General features: G+C 64.7%; 10 protein-coding genes and 2 pseudogenes. 10 read left to right on the plus strand and 2 right to left on the minus strand.

From position 1 onward, the window contains the following. Positions 1–127: 127 nt before the first annotated feature. The 9 genes and pseudogenes from FJY88_02095 (at position 128) to FJY88_02135 (ending at position 7,042) form a co-directional block, all read left to right on the plus strand. The gene (locus tag FJY88_02095; protein MBM3286130.1) at positions 128–1,195 is read left to right on the plus strand and encodes a TerC family protein; all 1,068 of its coding nucleotides are present in this window, start codon (positions 128–130) and stop codon (positions 1,193–1,195) included. Then, on the plus strand, positions 1,072–1,731 hold the full coding sequence (locus FJY88_02100) for a GNAT family N-acetyltransferase (protein ID MBM3286131.1): 660 nt from the start codon (positions 1,072–1,074) through the stop codon (positions 1,729–1,731). Before FJY88_02095 ends, FJY88_02100 begins: the two co-directional genes overlap by 124 nt. A gap of 133 nt (positions 1,732–1,864) precedes the next feature. After that, positions 1,865–2,539 (plus strand): CPBP family intramembrane metalloprotease, encoded by a 675-nt coding sequence (locus FJY88_02105; protein ID MBM3286132.1) that lies wholly within the window; start codon positions 1,865–1,867, stop codon positions 2,537–2,539. A gap of 47 nt (positions 2,540–2,586) precedes the next feature. Further along, complete coding sequence (locus FJY88_02110; GenBank protein ID MBM3286133.1) at positions 2,587–3,387, plus strand: class I SAM-dependent methyltransferase; 801 nt, start codon at positions 2,587–2,589, stop codon at positions 3,385–3,387. A 67-nt stretch (positions 3,388–3,454) separates the two neighbouring features. After that, a pseudogene (locus FJY88_02115) lies at positions 3,455–3,934 on the plus strand (tryptophan-rich sensory protein). Between the two features lie 22 nt (positions 3,935–3,956). Beyond that, positions 3,957–4,385, plus strand: coding sequence for a DUF488 family protein (locus FJY88_02120; protein ID MBM3286134.1), 429 nt, complete (start codon positions 3,957–3,959; stop codon positions 4,383–4,385). Positions 4,386–4,523: 138 nt separating this feature from the next. Further along, positions 4,524–5,834, plus strand: coding sequence for a DNA recombination protein RmuC (rmuC, locus tag FJY88_02125; protein ID MBM3286135.1), 1,311 nt, complete (start codon positions 4,524–4,526; stop codon positions 5,832–5,834). Positions 5,835–5,845: 11 nt separating this feature from the next. Then, positions 5,846–6,373, plus strand: coding sequence for an MOSC domain-containing protein (locus tag FJY88_02130; protein ID MBM3286136.1), 528 nt, complete (start codon positions 5,846–5,848; stop codon positions 6,371–6,373). A gap of 96 nt (positions 6,374–6,469) precedes the next feature. Continuing rightward, positions 6,470–7,042: pseudogene (locus tag FJY88_02135) on the plus strand (hypothetical protein). 126 nt (positions 7,043–7,168) lie between these two features. Here FJY88_02135 and FJY88_02140 read toward each other — a convergent pair. Then, positions 7,169–7,474, minus strand: a complete 306-nt coding sequence (locus FJY88_02140) for a 4Fe-4S dicluster domain-containing protein (protein MBM3286137.1) — start codon at positions 7,472–7,474, stop codon at positions 7,169–7,171. A gap of 42 nt (positions 7,475–7,516) precedes the next feature. Then, on the minus strand, positions 7,517–7,822 hold the full coding sequence (locus FJY88_02145; protein MBM3286138.1) for a ferredoxin family protein: 306 nt from the start codon (positions 7,820–7,822) through the stop codon (positions 7,517–7,519). 205 nt (positions 7,823–8,027) lie between these two features. Between FJY88_02145 and FJY88_02150 the strand changes: the two genes are divergently transcribed. Further along, the gene (locus FJY88_02150; GenBank protein ID MBM3286139.1) at positions 8,028–11,936 is read left to right on the plus strand and encodes a hypothetical protein; all 3,909 of its coding nucleotides are present in this window, start codon (positions 8,028–8,030) and stop codon (positions 11,934–11,936) included. Positions 11,937–11,987: the final 51 nt, after the last annotated feature.

Here is an 11,987-nt window from a genome sequence, read left to right on the forward strand (position 1 = left end):
TCGTGCTCGGCGTACCCCTCTTGATGTCGGCGGCCTGCGTGGACCTCACGCTTGTCACAGTTCTCGAACGCGGATAGACTGATGCGCCTCGGGTACTCGTCTTGCCCAGGATGGAGTTGCGATCGACATGATCTACATGTGGACAGGATTCCTCGCATTCGTCCTTCTGATGCTGGCTCTAGACCTGGGAGTCTTCCATCGCAAGGCCCATGTTGTGACTGTGAAGGAAGCGGTCGCTTGGTCCGCGGTATGGATCGCCTTGGGATTGGCATTCGCCGTATTCGTCTACTTTGCCTATGAGGGTCGATGGTTCGGCCTTGGGGCCGTAGCGGATGCGGTCGATGGTTTGCGGAATGACGGATCGGCGGCAGCCGAAAAGTACCTGACCGGCTATGTCGTGGAGAAGTCCCTCAGCGTCGACAACATCTTCGTGATCGCCATGATCTTCGGCTTCTTCGCGGTGCCGTCGCTCTACCAGCACCGCGTGCTGTTTTGGGGCATCCTCGGCGCGCTGCTCATGCGGGGCGCGATGATCGCCCTCGGTACGAAGCTGATCGCTGAGTTTCACTGGGTCCTGTATCTCTTTGCCGCCTTTCTCATTGCAACCGGCATCAAGATGTTGTTCCTCAAGACGGATCACATCGATCCAAACAAGAATGTGGTGGTCCGGCTGACGCGCCGCTTGTTTCCGGTGACAGCCAGGTTTCATGGGCAGCACTTCGTGGTCCGCGCCGGTGCGCCCGCATCATATGAGGCCGAGACTCCCGGGGCGTCGGCGGCGCCGGACGAGGTCGTCGAGGCGGCTCGACCCGGGGCATTGCTCCTCACCCCCTTGGCTCTCGCTCTCGTCATGATCGAATCAGCGGATCTCATCTTTGCGGTAGACTCAATCCCGGCCATCTTCGCCATTACGAGCGACCCATTCCTGGTCTTCACCAGCAACGTGTTTGCGATTCTAGGTCTCCGGTCGTTGTACTTCGCCTTGGCTGGGATGGTGCAGAAGTTCCGATACTTAAAGGTCGCGCTCGCGGTGGTCCTGCTCGTGATCGGAGTGAAGATGTTGCTTGCCGAATGGCTCAAGCTGGCGCTCGGAAAGCATTTCAACTTGTACCTGCTGGCCGTTGTCCTCGCGATTCTGGCAGCCGGCGTAGGAGCGTCTATGATGGCCGCGCGCCCTCGAGGTCACCGGCAGTGAATCGGCGTGAGTCGGGATGCGCGAATGAGCGCATCCATCTTCGACCAACCGCATCGGATGACCTGGATGATCTGAGGCGTCTTTGGAACGACGGTCGCGTCATGAAGTGGGTCGGGTCTCCTGACGGCCTTGGCTATGATTCGGACGCGATGGCCCGGTGGCTCGAACGTCTCCAGGCGAGTCCCAATCGTCAGCACTTCGTAGTGATCAGTTCTGAGGCAGGGTTCTGCGGGGAAGCATACTACGCAGTGGATCCCATGCATCGTCGAGCGGGACTCGACATCAAGATTCGCCCCGAGGCCCAAGGGAGAGGAGTGGCCTCAACAGCGCTCGCGGCCCTTATCGATCGCGTGTTTTCTTCAACTGCCGAAGTCGAGTCCGTCTGGACCGAGCCCTCTGAGGTGAACGTAGCCGCGCGCAAGCTCTACTGGCGTTGCGGACTACTGATCAATAGCGAGAAGTACAAGAACTTCAAGGATTCGAAGGGCAAGTCGGCTCTACCCTATCTCTTGGTCTTCGAGACAGGAGGACAGTAGATTGTGGTGCCCCGATCCGCGCGCGGCTGACGGCCGCTGCGCTTTTGGCGTCGGCGCTGCGGGCCCTGATCCCATTCCTGCAGGCGGACAAGGAGATCCTCAAACTGATGTTCCGGGATCCCAGCATCGCCGGTTGAATGAGCTACTCCGTGGCATCGCAGTCGCGGCGGTCGTCGCTCTGGGCGGGCTGTACTTGGGCAGCCGGGTGAAGTTGCCGCAAGGCGGCTTTGTGCCCGGCTCGTTCGTCACGCATACCTTCATGCTGGTGGCCTCGCTCGTGATCATCCGCTTCTGGAGGGGGAAGCGCCTCGCCGACTTCGGGTTCACCTGGGGGAGGGATCGGCTCCGGCCGAGCATCTTGCTCTGGGGTCTGCCGACAGCCGTGCTCTCGCTCATGTCGGCCCTCGCTCCAAGGCTTGGCGAGGCCGAGGGCGCCCTCGCCCACCGGTCTCTGCTTCAACTCGTCCTCTTCGTCTGGGTCTACGCGAGCGTCTGCGAGGAAGTACTGACTCGCGGGCTACTGCAGTCATTGATAGGGGGCTGGGGCGTCGCGATTGGATCCTCGGCCAGGTTCAGTGTGACGGTTGTCGTGAGCGGTCTGTTCTTCGGAGCCATGCATCTGGTGCTCATCGATTCGATGGGGCTCTTCGCATTGGTTCCGATCGTGCTCGCGACGTTGCTCGGGTTCCTTGCCGCTCACTACCGGGAAACTACCGGGAGCCTCATACCAGCGATCATCGTCCACGCGCTCTTCAACGTCGGCGGCATGCTCCCTGGATGGATACTTCGCTGGTTGGGTGTGCAATGAGCTGGGCGGGGATGCTCACAGGCGCCTGAGACGCCAAGGAGTCGTTCATGAGCCAAGCCGGCGGATACGAGACGTATGCCTTTATCGCGACGCTCTACGACCATGTCGTCCCGTATCGCAATCGCCCCGACGTGGACTTCTTCGTGGAAGAAGCTCTACAGGCGGAAGGTCCGGTCTTGGAGATCGGTTCCGGGACAGGGAGGGTGCTGATTCCCACTGCGAGGGCTGGCGTCGACATCGTTGGCCTGGACTTGTCATCGCACATGCTTGATGTGTGTCGCCATCGGCTTCTCAGTGAGCCTGAGGATGTTCAGGCAAGAGTTCAGTTGGTGCAGGCGGACATGCGGGGCTTTGCGCTCTCGAAGGCATTCTCGCTGGTGACGACTCCGTTTCGGTCGTTTCAGCACCTGACAACCGTGGATGACCAGTTGGCTTGTCTGGCCTGCATTCATCGTCATCTGGTCAAAGGAGGCAAGCTGATTCTGGACCTCTTCAATCCTTCCCTCGCGGCTCTGACGAGCGACTCTGTCGGGGAGGAGATTGGCGATGAACCCGAGTTCGTGATGCCTGACGGCCGGCGGGTGATTCGGCGTCACAGGATCGTGTCGAGGGATTGCTTCGCTCAGATCAACTATGTGGAGCTGATCTACTATGTGACGCACGCGGACGGACGAGAGGAGCGGCTCGTCCACGCCTTTCCAATGCGGTACCTGTTCCGCTTCGAGGCGGAGCACTTGCTCGCGCGGAGTGGATTCAGTGTAGAGGCAGTTCATGCCAACTATGCCAGGAGCCCCTACGGCTCGGAGTATCCAGGGGATCTTGTATTCGCGGCGAAGGCGATGGGCTGAGAGCGAAGGATGATCCCGCCCGACCCGCTGCGCGCCTGACTCGGCTGACGCGGAAGGAGGGACGTCGGTGACTGTTAGAGGCATCCTCGGTCTTCTTGGGTGGGTCGCGCGGTCACTCGCCGCAGGGTGGGTGGGATCCCGGTATACGCCGGGCGCGTGGTATGCATCTCTCTCCAAACCAGCATGGAATCCTTAGGCGGCAGTGTTCGCGCCTGTCTGGACAGTCCTTTATGTGTCGATGGGCGTGGCCGCCTGGTTGACGTGGCGGCGCGCCGGGTTCAGCGGGGCGCCGACCGCGCTGGTCCTGTTCGTCTTCCAGCTAGGCCTGAATGCGCTGTGGTCGTACCTGTTCTTCGGGCTTCATCGCCCCGACCTCGCGCTTGTGGACATCGTGGTTCTCTGGATCGTGATCCTGATCGTCGCGGTCCTCTTCTGGCGCGGCGACCGGCTTGCGGGGGCCCTGATGGCGCCCTACCTCGCGTGGGTCGGATTCGCCTCGTGTCTGAACTTCGCGCTCTGGCGACTGAATCCGGGGTCCGGCATCTAGAGGCACTTGGGAGGCGATTCGAATGGCGATTCGTGTCGTGCGGCTGGGAAGCCCGAGAGCGTCCGATGAGGGCTTGCGCCTTGGGACAGTCCGTCGCCCGCCCCGAGGCGTGCCCAAGGCGGAACATGCCTCGCGCGACTTCTACGACTTCTGGCTTCCGGACCTCGCCCCCTCGGAGAGTCTGCTCAAGGCGGCGCCACAGGCCACCGACGAGCGGGCTTGGCGCGCCTTCACCAGGCGATACCGGGCGGAAATGAAACGACCCGAAGCCATGCGCCTTCTCGCGCTCCTCGCGGCGTTCTCACACAAGACGAGCTTCTCCGTGGGATGCTATTGCTTGGACAGTGCGCGCTGCCATCGCTCGGTCCTGAGGGAGCTGCTCCTCGAAAAGGGAGCAGATCTCAAGATTGAGGCCGACGATGAGCAGGCGCGTCCGGTCACGCTGACATGACGAGGCAGGCGCTGGCATCGAGCTTGACGCGCGCGGACCAGGAAGAAGAACCTGTCATGGGTTCCATCTCGAGCGGCGCCACGTGACTCCGGCTCGAACCAAGACGGGGCAGGTCCTAGCCCCTGAGAGGACTGACGCATGAGTGAAGCGCTCCCTTTCATCCTGCTTCTCGCCTTTGCGGTGAACCTCCTGCTTCTGATCGTGCTCCTGCGCCGTTCAAGTTCGAGCGCTGAAGGGGCCGGCAAGGTCCTGCGCGACGAACTCCGCGCGGGAAGAGAGGAAGCCGGGAAAGCCGGCAAGGATCTGAGGGAGGAGGTCGGACGAGGGCTATCAGCGACGGGACAGGCCCTGAGCGATAGCGTCGGCAATCTGGGGAAGATCCAGCAGGGGCAGATGGAGCAGATGACCAGACAGCTGAAGGAGCTTGCCGACTCGAATCAAACCATGCTGGAGCGGATCCGAGGGACGGTCGACGCGCGCGTGAAGGAGCTGCAGGAAGGCAACGAGAAGAAGCTGGAAGAGATGCGAAAGACCGTCGACGAAAAGCTGCACGCGACGCTCGAGAAGCGCCTCGGGGAGTCCTTCCAGCTGGTGAGCGAGAGGCTCGAGGCGGTTCACAAGGGCCTGGGCGAAGTGCAGAGCCTCGCGACCGGCGTGGGCGACCTGAAGCGCGTGCTCTCGAACGTCAAGGCGCGTGGGACCTGGGCAGAGGTGCAGCTCGGGGCGATCCTCGAGCAGATCCTCATTTCGGAGCAGTACGTGAAGAACGTCCGGACGAAGGAGGACTCCTCGGAGCAGGTCGAATACGCGATCCGGCTCCCGGGCCCGAGAAACGACCCGGATGCGCGGGTCCTGCTTCCCATCGACTCCAAGTTCCCGCAGGAGGACTACCTTCGTCTGCAGGAGGCCGCCGAGCGAGGCGATCCCCAGGCTGTGCAGGATGCCTCCGCGGCCCTGGCAAGGGCCGTGAAGATCGCCGCGCGCGACATCCACGACAAGTACGTCAATCCTCCGAACACGACTGACTTCGCGATCATGTTCCTGGCGACGGAAGGTCTGTACGCCGAGGTTCTGCGCCAGCCGGCGCTCGTGGAGGATCTGATGTCGCAGCACCGGGTGGTCGTGGCGGGGCCGACGACGATTGCGGCGATCCTGAGCAGCCTCCGGATGGGCTTCCAGACCCTCGCGATCGAACAGCGGGCGAGCGAAGTGTGGAAGGTCCTCGCCGCGGTCAAGACGGAGTTCGGCAAGTTCGGGGAGGTTCTCGAGAGGGTCAAGCGGCAACTGACGACGGCCGCGCGAACCATAGACGAGACGGGCGTGCGCACGCGCGCGATGGAGAAGCGGCTCCGCTCGATCGAGCGCCTCCAAGACGCGGAGGCGGCGAACGTCCTGGAGCTGGAGGCGGGCGAGTCCAGGGCAGACGACGGCGAGATCGACGAGTCGTGACGGCTCGAGTGATGGCGGTGAGCCGCAGCCCCGGGCACACCATGGCGAAGCAGAACGAGCCTTCCATCATGCTCCTCGCGGGACTCGGCGTGGAGGGAGACGCCCACATGGGTCCGACGGTCAAGCATCGGTCCCGCGTGGCTCGAGACCCGGCGCAACCGAATCTCCGGCAGGTCCATCTCATTCACTCGGAGTTGTTCGACGAGCTGCGGAGCGAGGGGTTCCTCGTGTCCGCCGGACAGATGGGGGAGAACGTTACGACCATCGGGATCGATCTGCTCGCCCTTCCGGCTGGCGCCATGCTTCGAATCGGGCGAGGCGCTGTGATCGAGGTGACGGGTCTGCGAGACCCTTGCGGCCAGCTCGATGAGATCTACCCTGGACTCATGCGTGCGGTCCTCGGGCGAGATGCCCAGGGCAATCCGATCAGGAAGGCGGGAGTCATGGCGATCGTGCGAGCGGGCGGCGAGGTCCGGCCGGGGGACGCGATCCGCGTGGAGCCGCCTGAAAGGGAGTGGCGGCCGCTCGAGCCCGTTTGATCGGCCGGGAAGCCATGACGCGCTCCCTCGGGAGTGAGCGGCGCGAACCCTGAATCGCTGCCGGCCGAGGCGAGGGGAATCGGGGGAGGGTCAGGGATGCGACATCCGAAGCTCGTCTGTCTCTTCGCCGCGGCGATGGGGATCCTCGAGGCGATCGTCGTCGTCTATCTGAGAAGGATCTACTACCCGGATGGCTTTGCCTTTCCGCTCGTGCCGATGGATCCGCCAATCCTGCGAGCGGAAGTGATCCGCGAGGCGATGACGCTGATCATGCTCGCTTGCGTGGCATGGATCGCGGCCGAGCGACCATGGTCCCGCTTCATGGCTTTCCTCGTGGCTTTTGGCGTCTGGGACATCGCCTACTACGCGGGACTCAAAGCGTTTCTCGGATGGCCCGAGAGCCCGCTCGCGCCCGACATCCTCTTTCTCATCCCGAAGATCTGGGTGGGGCCTGTGCTGGCCCCGGTTCTGGTCGCTGGGGCCTGGGTCCTTGGAGGGCTCGCGCTGCATCGCGCCCGCTACGAGGATCTCGGCATGGGGGCGTGGAGCTGGGCGCCTCTGTCGCTATCGGTGTTCGGGATTCTCGCCGCGTTCCTCTCGCCGGGTGGAGAGCCTGAGGCGCCTCGGTTTCTCTGGGTCCTCTTCGGGACGTCGTACCTTCTGGGTGTCGTCACTCTCGCAGGGATCGCGCTGCGCTGGAGGGGCATGAAGACGAAGGCGCCCTCAGGGCGGGCGCTCGACGCCTAGCTGGCGACGGGGCGCCGGAGGCGCGGGCACGCCCCCGGCGCGCCGCTTCTAGAGGCCAAGCTTCTTCCTCTTCTCCTCGGCCGTCGGAAGGGGATCCTCCTTCTGGTTCACGACCGGAAGCTTGGGCGCCTTCTCGGCGTTGATCTCGATCCACTTCTTCTGGTCCTCGGGCACGTCATCATTGGCGAAGATCGCCTGCACCGGACAGACAGGGACGCAGGCTCCGCAATCGATGCACTCGTCGGGGTCGATGTAGAGCATCTCGTCGTCGCCGTGGAAGCAGTCCACTGGACAGACGGTGACACAGTCCGTAAAACGGCACATGTGGCAATTCTCGGTCACGGTGTAGGCCATGACGAACTACTCCTCTCGCCGGATGACGACCCGGATCTGCGACTAGAAGCCGAGTTTCTTCTTCTTGTCTTCGGCGGTGGGAAGCGGGTCCTGCTTCGAGTTGACGACGGGCAGGCCGGGCGCTCTCTCGGCATTGATGGCGATCCACTTCTTCTGGTCCTCGGGCACGTCCTCCTCGGCGTAGATCGCCTGGACCGGGCACGCTGCCACGCAGGCGGCGCAGTCCATGCACTCGTTCGGGTCGATGTAGAGCATCTCGTCGTCGCCGTGGAAGCTGTCGGTGGGGCAGTCCACGACGCAATCGGTGAAGCGGCACATGTGGCAGTTTTCCGTGATTACGTGCGCCATCTTGCTGGCTCCTCTCGGGCCGGCGCGTCAGCCGTCGCCCGCACCCCTCCATCATCACGCGGCCCTCCGGACGGGGTGTCCTGGGCCGCCCCGCGCTGAGGCGGGATCCCTCGTCCATTCGACGCTACCGGAAAGCGAACGGCAGGAAAAGCCTGCAGTTTTGCTGATGCAGTTTTGCTGATCAGCGGACCGCCTCAGGGGGTCTATGATGGTCGGGGTCCGCCATCCACGGCTGACGCAAGACACTGCCGCGAGAGACAAGGAGGAGAGGGTGAAGGGGAGAGAGAATCGAGCTTCTATGCGGGCGATCGCGCGTCGGGGCGGCGCCGCCCTGCTGATTCTGCTGGCATGGAACGGCTCGTGCGGCCGGGCCTTCGCGGCCGACCCCCCGCCTCGTCCCGTGGACGACGCCGATCTGATCCAGGGCTTCCTGCCCAAGGAGGACCTGGGCGTCCTGGCCTTTCTCGCAGCCCATCCCGAATACGATGGCCGCGGCATCGTCGTCGCGATCCTCGATACGGGAGTGGATCTCGGGCACGAGGCTCTCCAGACGACTTCAACGGGCGCGCCGAAGGTCCTGGACGTCTTCGACGGCACGGACGACGGACACCTCCCCCTGCCGCTCGCCGCGCAGAGCGGCGCCCCCCTCCGGGGACTCTCGGGAAGCCCTATTCGCCTTCCCGCCGACCTTCCGGCGGGGACATCGATCAGGCTCGGCGTGATCGTGGGAAGGGACTACTTCCCGGGGGGCCTGCGAGATCGAAGGGAGCGCGAGCGGAGCGCGGCCTGGCGCATGGCGCTGGATGTCTGGGAAGGATCGGCGGATGCGAAGGAAGGCCCCAGGGAAGAGGCGATCCGCGATCTCTTCGAGGGAGTCCTCGAGAGGGGGGAGGAGCCGGGAGATCTCATCGATGTCGCGGCCATCCGGGCGGGCGATGGATGGGAAGTCAGGATCGACACCGACGCGGATGGCGATCTCGCTGAGGAGGCGCCGCTCTTGCCCTACGCGACGCGACGCGACGTCGCCTTCCTGCCCGATCCGATCCACCTCTCGGTCGCGGTCGAGAGGATCGCGCTCGACGCCTCCTCGATCTTCCTCTTCTTCGATGAGGGAGGGCACGGCACGCACGTGGCGGGAATCGTGGGAGGCTACTACGGTCCCGGGGATCCCTTGAACGGGCTTGCCCCGGGCGTGCAGTTCCTCGCCGCCAAGGTCGGCAACGGCCGCCTCGGCGGGGCGACCTCTCACAACAGCATCATGAAGGCCGCGCAGTGGGCCGTCGATCACGGAGCCGATGCGATCAATCTCTCCTTTGGCGGCGATTCGTTCTTCGATGACGGCAGGGAGGACACCTCTCTCTTCCTCAATGAGTTGGTCGAGAAGACCGGCGTCATCATCTGCGCGAGCGCCGGGAACGAGGGGCCCGCCCTGTCGACGATCGGCGCGCCGGCCACCGCGATGCGCCTCTTCGCGTGGGGCGCGGCGATCTCCGCCAAGACCCAGCAGACGAACTACGGCGCCTTCGATCCTCCTCGCGACGAGATGTTCCACTTCTCCTCCCGCGGCCCCCTTCTCTCCGGAGACCCCGGAGTCGACTTCATCTCTCCGGGCGCCGCCTTGAGCCCGCTCCCGACATGGGGCCTCGTCAAGGGGGAGTCCTGGAACGGGACGAGCATGGCGAGCCCGCAGGGAGCCGGCCTGTCAGCCCTTCTGTTATCGGCGTGCCGGCAGGCGGGGATTCCGGCAACGCCCGCGCGCCTGCGCCGGGCGCTGCGCGAGGGCGCCCGCAAACTCGCTGGGGTCTCCGCAATCGAGCAGGGGGACGGAATTCCGCAGGCCCTTCGCGCATTCCAGGCGCTGGGCAATCTCGCGGGCAGCTATCCGTCCACCTTCGTGAAGGGGAGAATCTCCCACGACAAGGACGCGAGAGAGCCCGTCGTCGACTGGACGATCTCCGTTCACAACGCGACCGGTCGCGGAGGGGGATACTACGAGAGAGATCTCCGAGAGAGGCACCCTTATCGAGTGGGGTTCTTCGTCCGGCCGGACTTCCCATCCGATTCTCTCCAGGCGGATCGAGCCGGATTCCTGAGGATCGTGAGGTTGACGAGCGATGTCCCCTGGCTGAGGGCCCCGCTGCAGGAGTATCTGCATTCGGGAGGCGGCACGATCTCGGTCCTCGTTGATCCCTCCAAGCTGGAGGAGGGTCTCAACGTCGGGCGGGTGATCGCGCGCGACGTCGCTCGGCCCGACGCGGGGATCGAGTTCGCCCTCGTGGCGACGATCGTCAAACCCCGCGAGATCGATCCGCGCAGGCCGATCATGGAGGGGACGTGGGATCTCCAGAGGGGCGATCGGCGCGGCGTCTACGTCAGGGTCCCCGCGGGGGCGACGGTTGCCCGCCTGCGAGCGCGCGAGGCGCTGGCAGATCCGGCCAACGCATACGAGGTCGCTCTGTCGTCGCCCGATCTGATCCGCAGGCCGGGGGAGCGCGTCCGTACGCGCCGCTTCGATCTGGGATCCGGAGAGGAAGGCCGGGTCGACCTTCGCGTCCTCGGAGGATCGGTTCTGGAGATCGCCGTTTTCAGCCGCTGGCATGACAACCGCCCGGGGCGTCTCGAGTGGAGACTCGAATTCGATGGGGTGGAGATCGCCGCCGAACCTCCGCTGCGAGTCGATCCCGGCGCGCCAGGCACGGGATTCGTCCTGCGGGCGCCGACCTGGGATGTGGACCTTCGGTTTGAAGCAGCCCTCGATAGGGAGGAGGAGCCCCTGGAGACGGCCTGGCGCACCGTGCCCGATACTCTCTACAGCCGCTCGCTGAACGGCCTGCCGGCGATTGTGGAAGAAGGCACGGCGCTGATCGATGCCGATGACGGCGAAGATCTGGAGATCGATCTCGGCATGAGTCCGGAGTTCGAGGACTTCCTGGACGACGCGCTCTTCCGCGTCCACGACAACTCGGGGCGCGAGGTCGCCTCGGGCTATCTCTCCGACGGCGACTGCGCGTTCGCGGCGCCGCATCGGGGCGTCTATCGGATCACCTTCTGCATCTGGGCGCGTGGAACCCGGTCTTTCGATCAGTCGACCGTGATCCGTCCCGTCCTGCTGCGCCGGGGGGAGAGGCATTCGCTCAAGGTCCATCGAACTCCGGTGGACGGGTTCAGAAACGGGCCGGATAGCCTCGATGCAGTCCGCCTGCTCGCCGGAGAGGGACGCCGCTTCTTCTTGAGGGCGGAGGATCTCCCGGAGGAACGGCTGATGCGCGGCACGCTCCGGATTCGGGATCGGAACGATGTCGCCCTGGCCTCCGCTCCGATCAGAGCCGACACCCGCCAGCCCCTTCCGTCCCTGGAGGAGCGGCTATCGGCGGGGGTGGATGGGGTCGTTGCGCGGGCGCGGATCCTGGCCGGCCGTCTCGATACGACGCCGGTCGAGAGAAACAACCTCCTCTCCTCTCTCGATCTCTGCGAGCGGTTGCGGAGCGCATCGCCCGAGCCCCCGAGAGAGACGAAGAAGAAAGGGAAGCGCGAGCCCGAGGAGGACGAGATCGCTCCTGACGCGCTCTGGGACTTGAGAGAGGCGAAGGCATCGCTTCTTGCCGGGGGCGCCGATGGCGAGGCCTTCGAACAGGCTCTCGCCGCTCTCAAGAGGAGTCTGCCGGACGCGAAGGCTCCCGATCCGCGGGCGCAGGAGGACAGACGAGGGAAGGAGGCGTCCGTCGAGAGACTGCTCGCGCAAGCGGCGTGGATGCGAGGCGATCTCTCGAAGGCTCGGGAGCATCTCGGCAGGGCCAGAAGCCTCGATCCCGATGTCAGGGGCTGGAGGCGCCTCGATGCGCTCCTCCTCGGCGCGGAAGGAAAACACGAGGAGGCGGGGAAGCGAGCGAAGGGATGGCTGGCCGACCATCCGGACGACGTCGGGATCGACGAAGCCCTCGTCGCCTCTCTCCTCTCGCGCGGTTGGTGGGATCTCGCCGCGGCTCGCCTCGCGGCGTGGCCGCGTCTCCATCCCGCGCGGGCGGCCGAGCTGCAGCGCATGTGGGACCGGGTCGCCGCGGCGAGGGAAGGCAAGGCGGATTTCGCGAGTCCGATTCCGCTCATGACTCCCTAGATGTCCGTGACTGTATCTGAGAAGCGAGCGGGCGCGCCGCGAGGCCCGGCG

Source organism: Candidatus Eisenbacteria bacterium, assembly GCA_016867495.1.
Lineage (GTDB): Bacteria > Eisenbacteria > RBG-16-71-46 > CAIMUX01 > VGJL01 > VGJL01.